We start from the raw sequence: 21,292 nt of genomic DNA on the forward strand, positions 1-21,292 counted from the left end.
TATTTTATTAATATCAAACTAAATTTGTGTTAAGGTTGTGTGAAGTTGGTTTTTGGTTGATTAAGTTAGATTGGGTTGATTAGGTTGGATTAAGTTTTTGTTTTGGGAAAATTAACTCAATCAACCACTCACTTAATCAACCTAATCAACTATCCCCTCACTTTTTCTCTTCAAAAAAATAGATCACCAGCATACTGGCGGTTGTGGTGCCGAGATTTTTTGGGGTATGAGGGATCCGGCCATCGAACAGCATGGAATCTCCCGGGCTTAGTTTTATAAATTCCTCGTTAAACTGGTACTCTATTTCGCCGGAAAGGATATACTTATATTCAAATGCATCTGTTTCAACCAACGGGCGGCTGGCGTTCGGCTCTAATTCCAATATTACTATATCTATAGTGCTTGGGTTTATCGATTTTGTAAATATGCGCTGGTAATGAAAGCCGGTGGCATGTTCCTTTTCAAAATGATCGTATTCGCTTTTTCTTTTTACGAGGATGGGCAGATCGGCGGTTTTGGATTTGATGTCCTTAAAAAATTCATTAAGGTCGATCTCGAGCGCCTTGATGATCTCTATCAATACCATTAATGATGGAATAGTACGGCTGTTCTCGATCTGCGAGATCAATCCCTTACTCACATTTGCCCGTACGGCAAGTTCCTGTACGGTGATGTTTTTTTCCCGCCGGCGTTCTTTAATCCGGTTACTGATCTGGATCAGGATGTCTTCTTCCATTAATAGTACTAAAAGGTTTGCGGTGCAAAGTACTAATAATGCAAACGGATGAAAATAATTTTTTTGTTAAGATTAGTTAAAGCGAACCGCTGATTTAGACTGATTTGATTGATGACGCTGATTTTTAATTTCATCGTCATTGCCAGGCAGGTTGCTTGCAACCAGCTTCGAAGCAAACTCTGAACTATGCAGGCAATGGACCGAGACGCCAGGTCATTACCAATCAGCGGCGGTAAGGTCACATCAGTATAAAGGTTCTTTGATTGTCCTTTGTAGAGTTGGCTTCGTTCCTCGCCATGACGATGGAGGGAGGTGCGACATTAATGCATCCTTAACACTACAATAACATCCATTTAGTTAATTTGCCGCAAAATTACCCTTATGAAAACTGCCAATAATTACCGTGCAATTGTAAATGAAGTTTTTTCGCTGTATGAAAAATATGGTGATGAAGACTACATAGGCGAGCCGGTTTCACAATTGGAGCACATGAGCCAGGCAGCTGCATTAGCCGAGGGAGAGGGCTATGACAATGAGGTGATCCTCGCTGCGTTTTTTCACGACATAGGCCACCTATGCGCCGAAGAGGGCGAGGCTGAAAGCATGGATGGCATGGGTAATGTAGATCATGAAAAGCTGGGTGCCGAATATTTGCTGGAAAAGGGCTTTTCTGAACGCGTTGCCGCTTTGGTGCAAGGGCACGTTTTGGCAAAAAGATATTTGACTTATAAATACCCCGAATATTATAATAAGCTGTCAGAAGCCAGCAAGGTTACCCTCGAGTTCCAGGGCGGGCGAATGAATAGCGACGAAGCCGAAGAATTTGAACTTAATCCCGATGCTGATTTAATAATCCGCATGCGCTATTGGGACGATACCGCCAAGGAAATGAATGTACCTGTTGATAATGTGCAGCATTTAAAGGAGTTAGCATTGGAGCATCTGCTTTCCAGAGACTAGAGATCAGAGGCCAGGTAGCTTCGCGCTTGTGGAGTTTTCTCTAGGTAAGGAATTGTACGCCTCAATTCTGCTATAAAAGAACTAATCTCCAGCCTCTGATCTCTAGTTAACTAACCTCCAGTCTCTAATCTCTAACAACCAATATTAAATATTTGTAAGCAATAAGTAACGCTTCTGTTACGTAAATTCTAACGGCTTAACATTTTCTACATCTATTGTTAAGCATAGCTTAATACTAATTTAGTTTACCAATAATAAACAAAGTTTAGTATTGCTGCATGAAAAATTCCTCCTCCTCACTATTAAAAACTATCAGATGAAACAAATTTACATGCAGTTAAAGACCGTAATAACGGTGTTGTTATTCTGTCTTGCCCCGGCGCTTTTGTTTGCGCAATCAAAGATCGGTGGTACAGTAACCGACGAGAAAAAACAGCCCTTGCCAGGCGTAAGCGTTACGCTTAAAGGCACAACACAAGGAACAGTAACCGATTTGAACGGCCGCTTTTTATTCACTGTTGAAAAAGGCCAGGTGCTTTCCTTTAAGTTCCTGGGCTTTGTGCCACAGGAGATCACTGTAGGCGACCAAACCAACTACAACATTGTACTTGCAGACGATTCCAAAACACTTAACGAGGTTGTGGTAACGGCTTTGGGTGTGAAAAAGGAAACCCGCCGCATTGGTTATTCCATTCAAACGGTTGATGGAAGCAGTCTTACTACCGCCCGTGACCCTAACCCTATTAACGGTTTAATAGGTAAGGTAGCTGGTTTATCGGTGGGTGCAACATCCGAAGTATTAGGCGTACCTAACGTGACCATTCGTGGTAATACCGTTACGCTGTACGTAATTGATGGTTTGCCGATCAACTCTGACACTTTTGATTTAAGCCCTGATGATATTGAAACTTATACCGTGTTAAAAGGTCCTGCTGCGGCAGCTTTATACGGTAACCGTGCGGCCAATGGCGCTATTTTAATTACCACTAAAAAAGGCGCTGGCAACAAAAAAGGCTTAACTGTTGACATCAATAGCAGTACGGTAATAAACAAAGGCTTTTTGGCATTCCCACGGGTTCAGCATTCATACGGACCGGGTGAAAACACCTTCTATACCTTCGTTGATGGTAAAGGTGGTGCACCAGGTGGTGTTGATAGTGATTATGACGTTTGGGGCCCTTATTTTGCAGGTCAGCTGATCCCGCAATATGATAGCCCTGTTGTAAACGGCGTTCGCCAGGGTACACCATGGACCGCAAGAGGTGCCAACAACCTGGCTAACTTTTTACGCACAGGTTATCAAACAAACAATGATATTGCGCTAACTGCCGTTGGCGACACTTATACCACAAGGTTATCAGTTTCGCAGCAACACCAGTCAAGCTATATCCCTTCTCAATACCTTGATATCGCCAACGTAAACTTTTACGCTTCATTTAACCCAACTCCACGTTTAAAATTTGAAGCCAACGTTGATTTTAACCGCCAGAGCACTGATGATTACCCGGATGTTCAATATGGCCCGAACAGTATCATCTATAACTTAGCTATCTGGACAGGTGCTGACTGGAGCGTTAACTCGCCGGACATCAAAGCAATCTGGCAGCCAGGCAAAACTGACGTACAATCGCAGTTTGAAGAGTATACCCGTTATCATAACCCGTACTTCCTTACCAAGATCTGGACACGCGGACACTACAAAAATGATACTTACGGTTACGTATCAGGTAACTACAAAATTGATAACCACCTGAACGTAGGCTTAAAATCACAGATTGATACTTATAATTTATTACATACAGAAGACCTGCCATTCTCTGCTCACCCTTACGGTCGTGAAGGTAACCAGGGCGATTACCGCGAAGATCGCCGCGATTTGTTTGAGAACAACACAGAGTTAAAATTGAACTTTGATTACACTGTTCATGAATTCTTAAACATCAACGGTTTAGTGGGTGGTAACTTGCGTAACTTTAAGTATAATTCAAGCTGGGTATCAACAGATTATTTGAACGTACCTGCCGATTATTCTTTCAGTAACTCAAAAAACCCTATCCAGGCAACAAGCTTTAATTCTCAATTAAGAACGTTAAGCGGTTATTACTCTGTCGATTTATCATTCGGCCACTATGCTACTTTATCAAGTACAGGTCGTGTTGATAAATCATCTGCGTTCCAAAACGTAACCACTTATTACTATCCAAGCTTATCGGCAGCTACTGTAATTTCTGATTACATTCACCTGCCAGATTTTATTACTTTCTTAAAGGCACGTGCATCATATTCAAACGTTCGTTCGGATGATACAAGCCCAACCATAGGCCCTGCACCTTTTAATACAATAGCTACCTACGGAGGACAAACTATTAGTAACAGCCCTTCTACCAACCCATTGTTCTTAAATCCGCTGGGTTATGGCGTAACTTATAATTCACCGTATAATGGTCCTGCGTATTCATTGAATCCAACAAATTCAGAAGGCAAGCCTTATAATAACCAGGCTGCTGCTTATGCTTCAAACTACCTGTATCAAAACGGTATCAAAACTTCAACCCGTGTAAACTACGAAGAAGGTTTCGATATTAAATTCCTGCAAAACCGTTTGGGACTGAGCGCTACTGCTTACCAGTATATTGACGGACCAAGAATTTTGGACAATGTGATATCAACTGCTACAGGTTATACCGATGAGTTTTTGAACGCTTTAAAAACCAAAAAGACAGGGTATGAAATTTCATTAACAGGCACACCAATTAAAAACATCGATGGCTTTGGCTGGGATGTAATGGTTAACTGGTCTACATTTAAAGAGGTTTACAAAGAATTGCCTCCGGGACAATCAACTTACAATACTTTCTTTAAAGAAGGCGACCGTACCGATAAATTCTACGGAACCGCTTTTGTAAGGAACCCACAGGGCCAGATCATCAATGGCTCAAACGGCGAAGCTTTGGTAAACCCGGTACCACAGTACCTTGGTCACCTGAATGCTGATTACACCTGGTCTATATCAAATACTTTCCATTACAAAAATTTAAGCATGAGCTTCCAGTTTGATGGTTCAGTAGGTGGTGTAACTACAGATTATGTACACAACAAAACCGTTCGTGGCGGTAGCAACGAATTAACTGCCGAAGGTGCACTGGGTGCTGCCCGTTACCAGGACTGGTTAAACTTTGGTAAAAAAGGCTACGCAGGTTCATACGTTGGCCAGGGTGTTGTAGTATCAAACGGCACACCTATCAACTACGATTCAAAAACAGGCGCTGTGTTAAACTACAATTCATTGCAATACGGTCCTAACACACATACAGCATTTGTGCAGGAATATGCAAGTGAGTATTACAATGTGAATGAAGCAAACTTAATGAGCAAAACTTACGCTAAGCTGCGCGAGCTTACATTTAGCTATAACTTCCCTAAAAAATGGTTGCAAAAATCGTTTATCACTAATGCATCAGCCTCGATATACGGTCGTAACTTGTTGTACTTCTACAAAAACCCTGAATTTAAAGACGTGGATTTAGATCAATATGCTAATACCGCTACCTCTTTAACCGGGCTTCAATCGCCGTCAGTACGTAGCTATGGCCTTAACATAAAATTATCATTCTAATTAAAATCAGAGAAACGATCATGAAAAAGATATCTATAATTTATTTTCTGCCATTGCTGGTGTTACTGGCAGCAAGCAGTTGTAAAAAGAGTTTTGAAGATCTCACCAAAAACAACAACGTTCCAAATAACGTTCCTGCTTCCCTGTTTTTTAACGGGGTACTCAACAATATGGTTGACCTTGCAGGCAGTTCAAGCGAAATCTACAGCCAGTATTACATTTATAACTATAACTATTATGGTAATAATACTTATGATTTTGGTTCAGGACAGGATTATTACACTACTTTAAAAAACGTGCTTGTTATGGAAAGCCAGGCTAGTGCATCGGGCGGTGCCGCTGTTAATCCGTACGAAGCGCTTGGAAAATTTTTCAGAGCTTACCTGTTCAGTAAAATGAGCATGGAACGCGGTGATATTCCAATGACCCAGGCTTTGCAGGGGTTAAATAACCTTACCCCCAAATATGATACGCAAAAGGCAGTAATGATCCAATCACTGGCATGGCTTGAAAGTGCAAATGCCGACCTGGCTCAATTGATTACTAATCCATCATCTGGCGGTACCGGTTTGGGTGCAACTTTAAGCAACGACATATTTTTTAACAACAGCCTTGCCGAATGGCAAAAAACTGTAAACGCGTTTCGCCTGAGGTTGCTTATTCAACTGAGCAAAAAGGTTACCAGTGATCCTGACATGCACATAGCTGAGCAGTTTGCTGCAATTGTTGGCGATCCTGCAAAGTACCCGCTAATGACTAGCTCTGCTGATAACCTTCAGTATGTTTATATTTCCCCAACCAACTATTATACCCAAACCCCCGATAATTTTGGTCAGAATGGTTCAAGGCAGAATATGTCTGCTACGTATGTTGGTTTGCTTACATCGTTAAAAGATCCAAGGGTTTTTGTAACAGCCGAACCTGCACGTTATAATGTTGATACGCTAAAACAAAGCCCTACTGCTTTTTCATCTTTCATAGGTGCCGATCCGGGACTGGATTTGGGTGTGATGTACAACAACGCCGGTTTACAGAAATATTCTTTCATCAACAGGAAACATTATTATTCAACTTATACCGGTGAGCCAAGCATCCAGGTTGGTTATCCTGAGCAGGAATTTAATATTGCCGAAGGTATTAACCGCGGCTGGGCAACCGGCAATGCCGAAACGCATTATATCAACGGCATCCAGGCTTCAATGACCTATTACGGCGTTCCTGCTAACGGTACCTTTACAGCTTATTTTTACCGCCCGGGTTCAACTACCGGTGTTAAAGATGATGCCAATTATGATAAATTCCTGATCGCTACTAATTGGGCTACTTATTACGCCCAGCCATCTGTAAAATATGTTGCAGGCGATGCAGGTATTACCGAAATATTGCAGCAGAAATATTTGGCACTGTTCCGTCATTCAGGTTTAGAGTCGTATTACACTTATCGCAGAACCCATGTGCCTACATTTACTACCGGCCCGGGTACTGATAACGGTCAGCGTATAGCTTTACGTTTCCAATACCCATCGAGCGAGCGTTCAGCAAATGGTGCTAATTATACAGCAGCACTTGCCAGCCAATACGGCGGTAACGACGACATCAACGGTGTGATGTGGATCCTTAAATAATTATACTTCTTACTGGAAGCCATCCGATAAAACCGGGTGGCTTCCTTGTTTTATAAGCTTTTTAACATAATCCTATGAAAAAATTAATCCTTGTTATAGTTGCCCTCGGTTTGTTTTTGCAACTGGACGCACAAACCCATAAAACACAAAACGTGATAATTGTTACGCTGGACGGCTTTCGCTGGCAGGAACTTTACCGCGGGGCAGATTCGGCCCTTATCAATTCCAATTTCACCAAAGACAAAAAGGAAACAACTAAAAGGTTTTGGGCTGCAACAGCAGCGGAACGACGTAAGATCCTGCTGCCGTTTTTTTGGAATACGATAGCACAAAAAGGACAGCTTTATGGCGATAGGGATGCAGGCGGAAAGGACGAAGTGGCCAATCCATATCACTTCTCGTACCCGGGCTACAACGAAATCTTTACCGGCTTTCCGGATGTAAGGATGAACACCAATGACCCGATCCCGAATCCAAATATGAACGTACTGGAATACCTGAACAAGCAGCCCGGCTTTAAAGACAAGATCGCGGTATTTACCTCATGGCAGATCTTTCCGGCGATATTAAGCGCCGAACGTTCAGGCTTACCGGTTAACTCAGGTTATGCTGATTTTAAAGATCCTAAAGCGGGCGACCGGTTAAAATACCTGAACGATATTCAGCATAAAGTGCCTGAAATAATCGGCCCGGATGAAAGACTCGATTTTTTAACATTTGAGTTTAGCAAGGAGTACATTAAACAATATAAGCCACGCGTTTTGTACATGGGTTTTGATGAAACAGATGATTTGGCGCATGATGGTAATTACCAGCTGTATTTACAATCGGCGCAAAAAGAGGATGGCTTTTTGGGCGAGCTTTGGCAATACCTGCAAACCGACCCGCAATACAAAGACAAAACCACCCTGATAATAACCTGCGACCACGGCAGAGGCGATGTTCCGCTTCAAAATTGGCGTGATCATGGTACTGATACCCCGCACTCCGGACAAACCTGGTTTGCAGTGATCGGCCCGGATACACCGGCAAAGGGAATCATAACGGGCGACACTACCACCTATCATAAACAGCTGGCCCAAACCATTTCCAAATTGCTTGGCCTTGATTTTAAAGCAGCCGCCGGACACGAAGTTGGCGAACCTGTAAACACTGTACTTGGTAAATAAACGAATCTTGAATATGAAATTAATAACCCTGCTACCCATCCTCTTTTTATTAGCGGTAAAAGCCAACTGCCAGCCAAACCCAACTCCCGCTGCACGCCACAAATACATCGTGGTGGCTCACCGTGGCGACCATACTGTGTATCCTGAAAATACTTTGGAAGGATATGCTTCGACCATTAAGGATGGAGCAGACTATATCGAAATAGATCTGCGTACCACCAGCGATGGAAAGCTTGTAAGCATGCATGATGCCAGTATAAACCGGATGACTGAAAACAAGGGATTGATAAAAGACCTCACCATGCAGCAAATAGGAGAACTAAAGGTAAGAGTTAAGGGCAAGCCTGATACCACAACCTATCGTGTCCCGACGTTTGAGCAGATCCTTAAGCTGTGCCGGGATAAAATTTATATCTATATTGATTTTAAGGAAGCCGATGCAACTGCTACGCTTAATTTGCTTAAACAATATCACATGGAAAAGCAGGTATTGGTTTATATCAATAAGGCTTCACAGATCACCGATTGGCGTAAAACTGATCCATCCATGCCGCTAATGCTGAGCATGCCTGATAGTGTAAAGGATGCTGACTCGATGAAGAAGTTTATCGATTCCTGGCACCCGGATGTGCTCGATGGAAATTATAATACATACACCAAAGAAATGCTTGAATTTGCGGCGACCCTTAATCTGCCTGTTTGGCCGGATGCGCAAGGTCCGCTGGAGGGACCTGCGGTTTGGGATAAGGTTATTGCAATTGGCTTAAAGGGCGTGCAAACCGATAATCCGCCGGCTTTGATCAAGTACCTGGAGGGAAAGGGATTGAGATAATAAAAATCTGCTTAATTAAAATAATATACGGTTGATATTTATACTTGCTTAAGCACGTAATTTAGCCCTACTAAACATTGTGAATATGAATAAAGTAAAATGGGTATTGTTACCCTTATTGATGATCTCGATAGCCGGCTTTTCGCAAAGCAGGACAAAAAAAGCCTTGTTTATTATTGCCGACGGCATCCCTGCCGATGTAATTGAAAAATTAAACACCCCGAATTTAAAAGCGATAGCTGCACAGGGCCAATACCTGCGCGCTTATGTTGGCGGAGAGAAAGGCGGATATTCGCAAACGCCTACCATATCGGCCAATGGCTATAACAGTTTGCTCACCAGTAGCTGGGTGAATAAACATAATGTTTGGGACAACGACATAAAAGCGCCTAACTATAACTACTGGACTATATTCCGTATGGTTAAAAATGCCGATCCTGCTAAAAAGACGGCCATATTTTCAAGCTGGACAGACAACCGAACCAAACTGGTTGGCGAGGGCCCGGCAACCGGGAACTATAAAATTGATTATGCTTTTGACGGCTACGAGTTGGATACGGTTAAGTTTCCGCATGATAAGGCAGGTAATTACATGCACCTGATAGACGAGCAAGTGGCTAATGCTGCTGCCGCCTGTGTTAAAGAAAAAGGCCCGGACCTGAGCTGGGTTTATTTGGAATATACCGATGATATGGGCCATAAATATGGCGATAGCCCGGAGTATTATGATGCCATTGAAAAAATGGATAACCAGGTTGGTCGTATTTGGGAGGCTATTCAATATCGCCAGAAACACTTTAATGAAGACTGGGTAATATTTGTAACTACCGATCATGGCCGCAGCGAGGAAAATGGCAAGGGCCATGGCGGTCAATCGGCAAGGCAGCGCAATACCTGGATGGTTACCAGCTATCGCCCGCTTAATAACTATGCACAATATTATACGCCGGGCATTATTGATATAACACCATCTATCATCAAATTCATGAATCTAAAAGTGCCCGTTGAGCAATTACGCGAGGCAGATGGCACTTCACTTATCGGTACGGTATCGGTAGCCGTTCCGCAAGTTATTTATGTGCAGGGAATGCTTGATGTATCGTGGAAGGCGCTTGACCCAAAGGGCAATGCGAAGATTTGGGTTGCCGCCACTAACAATTATAAAGATGGTAAGCCGGATGAATACAAGCTATTAGTCGAAGTACCTGTTGGTACGCAGCATGCTTTGGTATCGGTTAAAGACGTTCCATCAGCATTTTATAAAGTTTGTATTGAAGCGCCGGGAAATATGGTTAACAGGTGGGTGATTGTTGAGGGAAAGGATAAAAAGTAAAAGATAGCTACAACTATTATCGTCATTGCGAGGAACGAAGCAACCTCTAAACTATACAGATCAAGGAAGGGAAATATTGTGGCAACCGATCAGCGGCTACAAGGTCACGGTAAAACCAAGGTTCGTTGATTGTCCTTAGCAGAGTTTGCTTCGTTCCTCGCAATGACGCGTTTTTAAAGCGGTCTACTTAATTAAGGATGGTTCAAAAATGCTCATATCAACAGGCTCACCGGCAACCAGGTTGTGGTAGGTTTCCGTTTGCAGTAGCTTGTCGTTAAAGTAAAATTTGCATTTGGTCTCGCTCCAGGCGCTTTTTAGAGCCACCTGGTCTTCAAAGGTTCCTTCTTCCTTGGTGCCACCATCGTACTTCAAAAACCTAACGGCCACCATTTTTTCCTGGTCTATCCAAAGCTGGTTTACCTTGTCATCATCCTTATCGGCACCTAAAACATAAACCGGTTTACCCTTCCATGTTGAGGTATGGAATTTTGAAAGATCATAATGCAGTTCAGCAAAATGGGCCAGCACGTCATCAAATGTTTTTGAGTACATGCCGCCAAGGAAAAAGATAAGCTCATTTTCGTTTTTTTCGGCGCCCACTATTTTGTTGGCGCGGAACACATAGGTTGAATCGTGTCTGAAAAGAAGTCCATCAGGGCTTTTTGCTGAGCCGATATCTATTCGCAGCAGATCGGGATACACAATGGTTTCGTACCACGTATCTGTTTTTATTAGACTATCATTCCTGAAACGCTCGGTAGTTTGATTAAACTTTAGCGATTTATGCCATACGCCGTGGTACTTTTTGTACATGCTTGCTAAAACCTCTTTAGAGGTAGCGTTTTTATTAGCAGGCGCTAACAGCGCAAGAAACAGGATGGCTGGTAATAGTTTCATAATAGTTTAAATGATTAGGGCGAAAATTGACACGAATTTAATCGAATTTCACGAATTGGTATCGGCGCCGTTCTAAGTTAGCGACTTTTAAGTTAATTCGTGAAATTCGATCCAATTCGAAAAATTAGTGTCAATTAAATTTTATGCTTTGGTCAACTCCTCATAAGCTGCCTGGATGCCGCGTTGAATGCCGTCGCCCTGCCATTCTGATACGCCGGGGATTGATGTTGCTTTTAAGAGCTCTTCCTGGGTTTTACCGGCTTTAATGCCGCCTGCAACATAGGCTTCCAGCTTCTCCATAAAGTCCTGCATCAATTTAACATCGTCCATGGTGCCTACAACCTTTTGTGGATCAAACGCGTGGCCGAACACGAACATGGTATTCTTATCAAATTTTTTAGTTGCCTGTTCCAAAGCCATTGGCCAGTGTTTTACCGATGCACCGGCGCTGTTATCAACAAAGGGATAGCGGCGGTTAAATACCAAATCACCAGTGTGCACAATGTTGGCATTTTCAAAATGGATCATGGCATCGCCATTGGTATGGCCGGTGCCGAAGTAATAGGCGCTTATGTGCTCATCGCCCACTTTTATTTTCCACGTGTCAGTAAATGTGGTGTCGGGGTACAGTTGCTGGTCTTCCTTGTTATTTTTTACAGCTACCGCCTTTTGGTTAGCCAGTGAATTTGTATGTGCAGCCACATTTTTTACGACCCCCTTAAATGAGATATTGCCGCCGGTATGGTCGCCGTGGTGATGGGTATTTATCAGCCATTCAAAAGGCAGGTCCGATTGCTTTTTCAGTTCTGCTATCAGGTGCTTTGCAGGATCGGGAAACTCGGCATCAACTACTACAATGCCTTCTTTGTTTATCATCCATGCAATAGTACCTCCCTGCTCGGCAAACATGCCTACGTTATTACGCAAGGGTTTAAACTGGTAAGTTGGGTCGGCCAGCATGGCTGCAAAGCCTTTATTTCCTAATAATGCAAGCGAGCCTGCGGTTAATGCGGTGTTTCTTAAAAATTGACGGCGTTCCATGGTGGTAGAGATTAGCTGTTAGTTAATTAGAGATTAGTTGATATTAGAGATCAGTTAATTAGAGACTAGTTCTTTTCTTAGTTAGAATGACGATGTTTTTAATTGTAGGGTTGCCTATACTTTGTCTTTAATATTGATGAAAACCCTGCGATACAAACTCCAATACGCTGGGTAACGATGCGCGCCAGTAGGTCCAGGTGTGGGCGCCGTCGCGGATACGGAACTCGTGCGGGATGTCCTTTTTGCGCATGGCTATGTGTACAAGACAATTTCCCTCGTATAAAAAGTCATCATCGCCATCGTCAATATACCAGCGGACGGCTTTTTTCTGGCTGTCGGGCATGTTGTTTACTAATGCTATTGTGCTGTGCTCGTTATAGTATTTAACTATTAGCGAATCGGCAATGCCGGGATTATTTTTGGTGATGGAAGTGCGGGCATCATCCAGCGATATGGGGCCAACAGCCGCACTTAGCGGGCAGGCGGATGAAAACATTTCAGGGTGATGCAAAGCGTACATGAATGTTCCGCCGCCACCCATCGATAAACCCGAGATGGCACGGAAGCGCTTATCACTTTTTACACGATATTTCTTCTCTACAAAGGGCACCAGCTCTTTAAAAAAGAAATCCTCGTAATTCCAGTCGCCCTTAATATCATTAAAGTAGCCTTTGCGGCCGGTATTGGCATCAGGCATTACAATGATCATGGGCGTTGCTATGCCATCTGCAATGGCTTTATCGGTGATATTCAGCACCTCGCCAAATTGCACCCAGCCGGTTTGATCGTCGCCGCTGCCGTGCAGCAGGTAGAGGATCGGATAGCTGCGATCTGAAGTTTCATATCCCGGCGGCAGGTAAACAGCGAATTTGCGGTCGCTTTTTAATATTTTACTGGGAAGTGAAAGGTTATCATAAACCTTACCTGTTTGTGCTGATACCAGGAACGGTAAAAACAGCAACAGCAGGTTTAGCAGGAGTAGGGATCGTTTCATATTAAGGCTGATTGGTTTGTGTTTTCAATATCGGGATATATTGTTAAACCGGTGGCTTTTTGGTGTAAAAATATCGATAGGTGTAAAAACAAACTCTTCTCATGGCGAGGAGGAACGACGAAGCAAACTCGTCGCCAATGCAAATCGAATTGAACAGTCTACAACTTTGATATTCGCTCTGTACTGCTACGAGGTTGCCACGCTGCGCTCGCAATGACATAGTGAAGTAATTATAACCCACATTCCCCTAAATTCTCCTTATCTTTATAACACTTTAAAAGATGGACGCTACCCCCACATCCACCCAAAGCAAATTGCTTTACCTTTTTACAGGTTTGGCGGTTTTGGTGAACTTTAGTGGTTTGTTCATCCCCCTGCAGGGACCCGATGCCGCCCTTTACGCGGTCATTTCTAAAACAATGGTGCAGCGTAATGATTATGTACAACTGTTTTATCATGGTGCCGACTGGCTGGACAAGCCTCATTTTCCCTTTTGGATAACCGCAATTTCATTTAAGCTGTTCGGCTTTACTACCTGGGCTTATAAACTACCCGGTATCCTGTTTTTGATGATGGGTGCCTGGTATACCTACCTTTTTGCAAAGGAATTATACAACAAGCAAATAGCCTTATGGAGCGTACTGATCCTGCTTACCGCAGAGCATATCGTACTATCAAATAACGATGTTCGCGCCGAACCGTATTTAACAGGGCTCATCATTGCCGCTGTTTATCATTTTTATAAGGCGCTCAATAGTAATAGTTTTTGGCGGCTGCTTTGGGGCTGTATATTTACCGCCTGCGCTATCATGACCAAGGGGATGTTCGCCATTGTGCCTATTGGTGGCGCTATTGCAGGGCAATTAATTATTACCAGGCAATGGCGATCATTGTTTAATTTACCATGGCTGATAGCGATTGTTTTGATCTTCATATTCATCCTCCCCGAACTTTGGTGCCTTCATCAACAGTTTGATCTGCACCCGGAAAAGATCGTATTTGGGCAAAAGGGAGTATCGGGCATCCGGTTCTTTTTTTGGGATAGCCAGTTTGGCCGCTTCTTTAACACCGGCCCCATCAAGGGCAGTGGCGATCCAACCTTTTTTATTCATACCTCGCTTTGGGCGTTTCTGCCATGGTCGCTTATTATGTTTGCGGCGGTTTACCAGTTTATAAAAAAAGGGGTAGTATATCCCAAGGGAAAAGAGTGGTATTGCATCAGCGGGGCTTTGCTTACCTTCCTGCTATTTTCGGCTTCCAGCTTCCAGCTGCCACATTACCTGAATATTGTATTCCCATTTTTTGCCATTATTACTTCGCAGTATTTGTATTACCTCAGAAGGGCAAAGGCACTGCGCAAAATAGCATTTGTACAAACCTTTTTAATAAGTTTACTATTGCTGCTAGTGGCCGTACTCTGGTACTTTTTCAGGCCCGAAGTGCTTAGCTGGTTCACAGTTTTAACGGTCCTGATGCTTTTGATCATGCTTATGTTTTTCACACGCTTTTTCAATATTTCCGGCTATCAGAAAATCGCATTAAGAACCTTGCTGGCCTCTTTTATTGTTAATCTTTTTCTTAACCTGTCGTTCTACCCGTCCTTAATGCATTACCAGGCAAGCAACGATGCTGCGATATGGATAAACGAGCATAACAACCGCAACCTGCCCGTTGCCTTAACAGACGTTGATGATTACAACTCCGCTCCATTTGAATTTTATAGCAATTTGCCGGTTAGCGAAATCAAAATCGATGGGGAGCACGCGCTTCCGTCAAAGCCTTTTCTGCTGTATGCCTCGGCTGATGAAATAAGCAAGTTGGTGGCAAGCGGAACCCGTGTACAAATGCTGGCATCTTTCTATCGCTACCGCGTAACAAGGCTCCAGCTCCCTTTTTTAAATGTGAATACAAGGGATAAAGAGTTAACCAAAATGGTTGTTGCCAGTATTAATTAATTTTTCACCGTCTCTGTATCGTTTAAAACTGCGGTGCCGTAATAGCTTATAAACCAGGTGAAAATAAGTTCTCCTCCTAATTGTTATCATGGTAAAACACAAAACTCCGCTGCTATATTAAGCTTTTTGATCATTGCCTTTGCTTCCCGGGAAAGAGCAAATAAGTCTCGCTTTAAAGGGAAAGACCCTGGTACTCTCTTCCTTTAAACAGCAAAAAGTTACATCGGATTTTGTGTTTACCTTAAAGTTGTTTAATAAATTCAAGCCTTTACTCCGTTCTTAAACTCTTAACAGGGTTACTAACTGCCGCTTTGATTGTTTGCAGCGTAATTAATACAACGGTTAAGGTGGTAAGCAATAAAATTGAAAGGATAAACGGATAACCTGTGATGGAAATCCGGTAAGCATATCCATTAAGCCAGTTGTGCATCACCAAGTAGGCCAGCGGACAGGAAATTAACCCCGCAATAAAAACTATCCCTAAAAACTCCTTTAAAAACAGGTTGATGATACCCGGTACCGATGAGCCTAATACCTTGCGGATGCCAATCTCGCGGGTGCGCTTTTGAATGCTTAATGATATCAGCCCCAAAACACCAAGGAACACAATTGTTATAGCCAATATGGTGGCCATAGCCGAGGCTTTTTTTAATTGTATTTCGGTTTTATAAAGGCTTGCTATTGCCTCATCCATAAAGTGGTATTCGAATGGCGCGCCAGGCAATAGTATGTTCCATTGTTTTTGCAATGCGGCTATGCTTTTTTGCATATCGCCGGGCTTAAGCTTAAAGGAGAGATACCGGTAATATAGGGTGTAGTTTACATTGGTAAAACTAATTGGTTGAATAAGCCGTTGCATAGAGCCAAGGTGAAAATCGGCGGTAACGCCACAGATAGTTAGGGGTGCTGCAGTACCCGGCATGTTAACCAATTGCCCAACAGCGTCTTTAGGGTTTTTCCATCCCAGTGCTTTTGAGGCAGATTCGTTGATCACAATTTTTGCAGAATCTCCGGGTGCATATTGCGGTGTGAAAAATTCGCCCGCTTTTAATGGAATGCCATAGGTAGCGCCAAATTGGTTATCGGTTGTTAAACCATTTAAGGATATTGCTTTTTTAGGGTCAGTTCCATAACGATACAGTTGCATGCCATCTCCGGCGCCATCAGGTATGTGCCATGAAAGTGATACACTGCTTACCTGGGGCATCTGGCTAATTTGGTAACGAACAGTTTCCATTTTTTTAACACCTTTTGCCGACCAATCCCTTGGTACCTGTGAGTATACCACATAATCTTTGTTAAAACCAAGGTCGCCTTTTAGACAAAGCGTTACCTGCTGCGAAATAATTATGGCGATAATAAACACCATAGCTGCGGTGCCAAATTGGAAGCCCACTAATATTTTGCGGAACAGCACATTTTCCTTTACGGAACTTAATTTCCCTTTTAACGAATCGACTGATTTTAGGGAGGATAGCACCAATGCAGGATAAAGCCCGGCAAGCGATCCTAAAAAAACAGTAAACAAAACCAGTATTAAATACGCATACCACGGAAACGAGAAAAGCCCGATGATATCCCTGCCCAAAACATTACTGAAATAAGGCCTTGCCAGTAGATAGCCTGCCAGCGCAATTGTTGTTGCCAGCATTACTAAAATGGTTGCCTCAGTCAAAAATTGCCATATCAACTGTTTTCGCAGTCCTCCAAGCACTTTCCGGATGCCCATTTCTTTCATTCGAGATGATGAGCGGCCTACGCAAATATTTACAAAATTAATAACCGCCATCAGCAGGATAAATAACGCTATTGCCGATAGTGTGTATAGCATTTTTTTTACCACACCGTTATTGGCGTCCAGATAATATTCTTTCAAAGGTACCAGGTAGGGGGTAAGGTTATCACTAATTCGCTGCGGCGCACGTTCCTTAATTAAATGCCGCATAGCCTGCTCCACCTGGTTTGGGGTAACGCCCTTTTTCAGTTCGACGTATCCAGCAAGTACCACATTGTCCCAGCCACCCATGTTACGGCCCAGAAAATCTGCCGCTTTGGCTGGTAAAAAAATATCGTTTTGAATGTTGTCGTTTACGTTTGTTACGGAGTTTTTGGGTAGTATGTTTAATACCCCTGAAATGCTGAAATCGTGTTTGTCACCTTTAAAGCTTTCAATGCTGAGCGTTTGGCCAACAACATCGGTTTTGCCAAAATATTTAATCGCCAGCCTTTCAGTTATTATCGCCGAAAACGGATCATTGAATGCCTTACCCGGGTCGCCGTGAGCCAAGCCGAAACCATACATACTTAACATGGTGCTGTCGCAAATTTGTATGCTTTCGCGGAAATGTTTTTCACCGCTTGAAACTATGGAGCCAACGCCATCCCAGTGGTAGTAATTTTCAACCAGTGCAGGGTACACCTCTTTTAATGTTTTAGGTAATTGGGCTATTGTGGTAAGCTCGTATCCCATGTTTGGGTCTTTCCACTTGCTTTGTATGATATATTGGTTATCTGCATCTTTTAAATCATGATTTACCTGTAATTCGCCCCAAACATAGGCGCCTATCAGCAGTGTAAATGCAATGCCTACCGAAAGGCCGAAAATATTGATGATTGAAAAGCCCTTATTTTTCCAGAGGCTTCGCCAGGCTATGATAAAGTAATTTTGCAGCATATGATGTGGTTTTAAGTATCGACAATTAAAAGTAGGATATAACCTGCTAACTGTGATAAGATTAACATTTTTTAACACGCCAGCCCCCCGGCCCCCTAAAGGGGGAGTTAATATAAAATACTCCCCTTTAGGGGTTGGGGGCTTAACTTATTGGTTTGTATCTTGCAGCATCAATTAAACGTCGAAATTATGGAAAACTATTTTGCTGAATTTTACGAACGCGACCTTTTGAAACTAAGGGACGAAGTAAAAAACTTTAGGGATGATTATAACCTTTGGCGCACAAAGGAAGGTATTAGCAATTCCGCCGGTACGCTGGTGCTGCATTTGCTGGGCAACCTGAATTTTGGCATCGGTACCCAAATTGCCAAAAACGGCTATGTGCGTGATCGTGAATACGAATTTTCTGCAACTGACGTTCCGCGTGAAGAACTGATAGCCGGCATCAATAATTTGATTGAAGTAGTTAAATCTGCCTTAACCGGAATAACCCGCGAAAAGCTTGACGAAATTTATCCTTTAGACAAGTTTGGACGAAAAAGCACCGCTTACTACCTTGCTTTTTTTCATGCGCACCTCAACTACCATTTGGGGCAGATAAATTATTTAAGACGGATATTGGAATAATTATTTCAGGCTAAAAACTTCCAAAGCGATGTCGCCATGATCACCCCCTGCCCTTTGTCCCGGTGGCCCATTCGGTGGTGGATTATTACCCGGCTGGCCATTGATTGGCGGTGGTCCCTGCATTCCTGGTTTGCCAATAGGTGGCGGGCCACCCGGACCACCACCTGCACCGCCTGCTATGTAGATCTTATGATCAAGCACCGTGCCGCCAACGCCGTTGCGAGCCATATTTAAACTCGCAGCTTTTGTCCATTGATTTTGGGTTGATGGGTCTAATACGAAAACATCCTTTTGCGGGCCGTTGGGTTTGGTTGCTGTCGCCCGTTCACCACCGATATAATAGATCTTGTTATCAAGATTAACCGCTGTGCCGCCGCCTGTGCCTAAGGGTAACTTCGCATCCAGTGAGCTCCATTTGCCGGTTTTAAAATCGTAACAATCCACATCAAGCATTACCTTATCAAAAAACGACATGAAGTTATTTGCATCATGCAGGCTGGTATTGCGCCCGCCTATTGCATATAATTTATCGCCAACTACAACAGCCATGCTGTGGTCGCGGATGTGCGGCGCATCAGGCAGTAAAGTCCATTTATCTGTAGCCGGGTCATAGCAATCAAACATGCTGTTAGTGCCGCTGCGATGTCCGTGGGTTATCCCGCAAACTATGTACAATTTGCCGTTGTAAACCGCCTCACCCGCTCCGGCTCGTCTGCGGTCGGCTGGGATCTCTGTGAGTTTTTGCCAGGTATCCTTTTGGGTATCATAGCTATATACATTGGGTAACGGGATCTGATCGGGATAACCGCCCTCGTAAAAGGCGTCCAGCACGTATACTTTATCGCCAAGGCCCACGGCTTGCAAATGATGCATGGTAAAGGGAGCCATTGCTTTCTTTGTCCAGGTCGACGTATTGGGATCGTAAGCCTCAACCGGCGTAGCAGGGCCATCCCCTCCAATTAAATATAATTTACCATCAACGGCAACCAGGCTGCATTCGCTGCGGGCGGCGACTTTGTTGATTGTTTTGACAAGCTGCCAGCGGCCGGTATCAATTTGAGCAAATGCGAGCGTTGCTGACAATAATCCGAAAATGAATGCAGGAAGTATTTTTTTCATCGCGGTAATTTAACTGGACCTAAATAAAAACGGAACGCTCATATCCTTGCGTTTGTTTATCTAAAACTAAATATAAAAATAATGGGAACCGATAATAATAGACGAAGAACTCCTGAACGCAGATAAAGAGGTTTAGGTAATGGATGAAACCGGGCAAAAACGCGATTTAAAATCAAGCTGCTGAGATATTTGGATTTTAATAAACTGGATACCAATTACATTGATTTTTAGGCGGATACTGTACCTTACCTTAACAGTATTTTGTTATATTTATGCGGGCTTACAACCTGTCACAATGAGAAAGAGCTATATTTTAATTTTACTGGCATTAGTGCTGGTTTCCTGTCATAAAGAACACCCCGGAACTATAGACAATACGAATTTATTGATTAATAACGATCACACCGTTAACGTAACTTTTGCTGCGGCTGCCGGGGATTTAGTTCCCGCGACCTATGAGGGGCTAAGTTTTGAGAATAGTATCTTAGCTGAAGATGAAAGTTTTTTGAATGCTAATAATAAAGTAGTTGTCCAGTTAATGAAAAACCTTGGCCCAGGTATTTTAAGGATGGGCGGCGCCAGTAGTGACCTTACTACATGGTCCCGGTCCGTACGCAATTCCGGAACGCCATTGGATGTAATTACAACTACTGACATCGATCGGCTTGCCGCATTCTCCCGGGCGATAGACTGGCCGGTACTATTTGGCTTAAACCTCGGTAACAATGACCCTGCGCTGGCTGCCGATGAAGCTGCCTATGTAAATCAAAGCATTGGTACTAATTTGTATGCCTTTCAATTTGGTAACGAGCCAGATGCTTACGCACCATATACACATCACAGAAACCCGTCTTACGGCTTCAATGATTTTCTTGCAGAATGGAGAGGTTACCATGCCGCTGTGCAAAAAGCAGTTCCGGGTGCAGAATTTGCAGGACCGGACGTGGCTTTTAACAGCAGTTGGATCACGTCTTTTCACGAAAATGAAAGGGGCGAAACAAAACTGCAGGACGGTCATTATTACGAAACCGGGCCTGCTTCAGATATTGGTATAGATTACAATTCTATCCTTGGCCGCAGCTATAAATTCGGGCAATTGCTTGACGGGGTTCAGGCGGCTTCTAAGGTTCAGCCTTATCGCGTAACTGAAATCAATAATGTTTACGGGGGCGGTAAGCCGGGCGTTAGTGACGTATTCGCCTCGGCATTATGGGCGCTTGATATCATGTGGGCATTTGCAGATCAAAGTTGCCAGGGCATTAATTTTCATACCGGCAAAGGGCTGTTTTACTCACCGATAATGAATGAAAACGGTGTGTTTGTAACCAAGCCGGAATATTATGCCATGCTGACCTTTAGATATGGTAGCGCAAATGGCAGGCTTGTGGCAACTACAACTGATAATACATTTGCTTGCAGTGCGCATACTACTGTGATAAATAATACTTATTCTATCACGTTGATAAATAAGGACGTCAACAAAAGCTACGATTTTAATATAATCCCTAACAAGAGTGTGATGTCTGCAAAGGTTTACCGCCTTTCTGCACCATCGATTACAGCTAAAGACGGGATTACTTTCGCAGGCAGCAAGGTAAATGCGGATGGTACCTTTAATCCTTCGGCTTCTGAAAACGTAACCATAACCAAAAGAAATTTTATAGTTAACGTGCCGGCAGGAAGCGCGGCTGTTGTTGTAGCGCAATAAAAGACA

The 21,292-nt window shown here is 43.3% G+C and carries 15 protein-coding genes; 9 read left to right on the plus strand and 6 right to left on the minus strand.

Annotation, left to right across the window (positions count from 1 at the left end):
- Positions 1 to 157: 157 nt before the first annotated feature.
- Entirely contained in the window at positions 158 to 736 is a 579-nt protein-coding gene (locus KXD93_RS25750; RefSeq protein WP_258140406.1) for a helix-turn-helix domain-containing protein, read from the minus strand.
- A 381-nt stretch (positions 737 to 1,117) separates the two neighbouring features.
- Between KXD93_RS25750 and KXD93_RS25755 the strand changes: the two genes are divergently transcribed.
- From KXD93_RS25755 to KXD93_RS25780, 6 genes are all read left to right on the plus strand, one after another.
- Entirely contained in the window at positions 1,118 to 1,696 is a 579-nt protein-coding gene (locus tag KXD93_RS25755; protein ID WP_258140407.1) for a phosphonate degradation HD-domain oxygenase, read from the plus strand.
- Positions 1,697 to 2,012: 316 nt separating this feature from the next.
- Positions 2,013 to 5,312, plus strand: coding sequence for a SusC/RagA family TonB-linked outer membrane protein (locus KXD93_RS25760; protein WP_258140408.1), 3,300 nt, complete (start codon positions 2,013 to 2,015; stop codon positions 5,310 to 5,312).
- A gap of 20 nt (positions 5,313 to 5,332) precedes the next feature.
- Positions 5,333 to 6,937: a SusD/RagB family nutrient-binding outer membrane lipoprotein gene (locus KXD93_RS25765; protein WP_258140409.1), complete on the plus strand. Its 1,605-nt coding sequence runs from the start codon at positions 5,333 to 5,335 to the stop codon at positions 6,935 to 6,937.
- 74 nt (positions 6,938 to 7,011) lie between these two features.
- Positions 7,012 to 8,106 (plus strand): alkaline phosphatase family protein, encoded by a 1,095-nt coding sequence (locus KXD93_RS25770; protein WP_258140410.1) that lies wholly within the window; start codon positions 7,012 to 7,014, stop codon positions 8,104 to 8,106.
- 13 nt (positions 8,107 to 8,119) lie between these two features.
- On the plus strand, positions 8,120 to 8,938 hold the full coding sequence (locus tag KXD93_RS25775; RefSeq protein WP_258140411.1) for a glycerophosphodiester phosphodiesterase family protein: 819 nt from the start codon (positions 8,120 to 8,122) through the stop codon (positions 8,936 to 8,938).
- 85 nt (positions 8,939 to 9,023) lie between these two features.
- Positions 9,024 to 10,271: an alkaline phosphatase family protein gene (locus KXD93_RS25780; protein ID WP_258140412.1), complete on the plus strand. Its 1,248-nt coding sequence runs from the start codon at positions 9,024 to 9,026 to the stop codon at positions 10,269 to 10,271.
- 183 nt (positions 10,272 to 10,454) lie between these two features.
- Here the strand turns inward: KXD93_RS25780 and KXD93_RS25785 are convergent, their stop codons facing one another.
- From KXD93_RS25785 to KXD93_RS25795, 3 genes are all read right to left on the minus strand, one after another.
- Positions 10,455 to 11,168, minus strand: a complete 714-nt coding sequence (locus tag KXD93_RS25785) for a hypothetical protein (RefSeq protein WP_258140413.1) — start codon at positions 11,166 to 11,168, stop codon at positions 10,455 to 10,457.
- Positions 11,169 to 11,309: 141 nt separating this feature from the next.
- Positions 11,310 to 12,209 (minus strand): MBL fold metallo-hydrolase, encoded by a 900-nt coding sequence (locus KXD93_RS25790; RefSeq protein ID WP_258140414.1) that lies wholly within the window; start codon positions 12,207 to 12,209, stop codon positions 11,310 to 11,312.
- A 127-nt stretch (positions 12,210 to 12,336) separates the two neighbouring features.
- Entirely contained in the window at positions 12,337 to 13,203 is an 867-nt protein-coding gene (locus KXD93_RS25795) for an alpha/beta hydrolase (protein ID WP_258140415.1), read from the minus strand.
- A 281-nt stretch (positions 13,204 to 13,484) separates the two neighbouring features.
- Between KXD93_RS25795 and KXD93_RS25800 the strand changes: the two genes are divergently transcribed.
- Positions 13,485 to 15,158 (plus strand): ArnT family glycosyltransferase, encoded by a 1,674-nt coding sequence (locus KXD93_RS25800; protein WP_258140416.1) that lies wholly within the window; start codon positions 13,485 to 13,487, stop codon positions 15,156 to 15,158.
- 268 nt (positions 15,159 to 15,426) lie between these two features.
- Here KXD93_RS25800 and KXD93_RS25805 read toward each other — a convergent pair whose 3' ends face one another.
- Positions 15,427 to 17,832 (minus strand): ABC transporter permease, encoded by a 2,406-nt coding sequence (locus tag KXD93_RS25805; RefSeq protein ID WP_258140417.1) that lies wholly within the window; start codon positions 17,830 to 17,832, stop codon positions 15,427 to 15,429.
- Positions 17,833 to 18,021: 189 nt separating this feature from the next.
- Between KXD93_RS25805 and KXD93_RS25810 the strand changes: the two genes are divergently transcribed.
- The gene (locus tag KXD93_RS25810; protein ID WP_258140418.1) at positions 18,022 to 18,459 is read left to right on the plus strand and encodes a DUF1572 family protein; all 438 of its coding nucleotides are present in this window, start codon (positions 18,022 to 18,024) and stop codon (positions 18,457 to 18,459) included.
- Here KXD93_RS25810 and KXD93_RS25815 read toward each other — a convergent pair whose 3' ends face one another.
- Positions 18,460 to 19,578, minus strand: coding sequence for a Kelch repeat-containing protein (locus tag KXD93_RS25815; protein WP_258140419.1), 1,119 nt, complete (start codon positions 19,576 to 19,578; stop codon positions 18,460 to 18,462).
- Between the two features lie 295 nt (positions 19,579 to 19,873).
- Between KXD93_RS25815 and KXD93_RS25820 the strand changes: the two genes are divergently transcribed.
- Positions 19,874 to 21,286 (plus strand): glycosyl hydrolase family 79 C-terminal domain-containing protein, encoded by a 1,413-nt coding sequence (locus KXD93_RS25820; protein ID WP_258140420.1) that lies wholly within the window; start codon positions 19,874 to 19,876, stop codon positions 21,284 to 21,286.
- The last annotated feature ends 6 nt before the right edge of the window (positions 21,287 to 21,292 follow it).

The sequence above is a fragment of the Mucilaginibacter phenanthrenivorans genome, assembly GCF_024721155.1.
Classification (GTDB): domain Bacteria; phylum Bacteroidota; class Bacteroidia; order Sphingobacteriales; family Sphingobacteriaceae; genus Mucilaginibacter; species Mucilaginibacter phenanthrenivorans.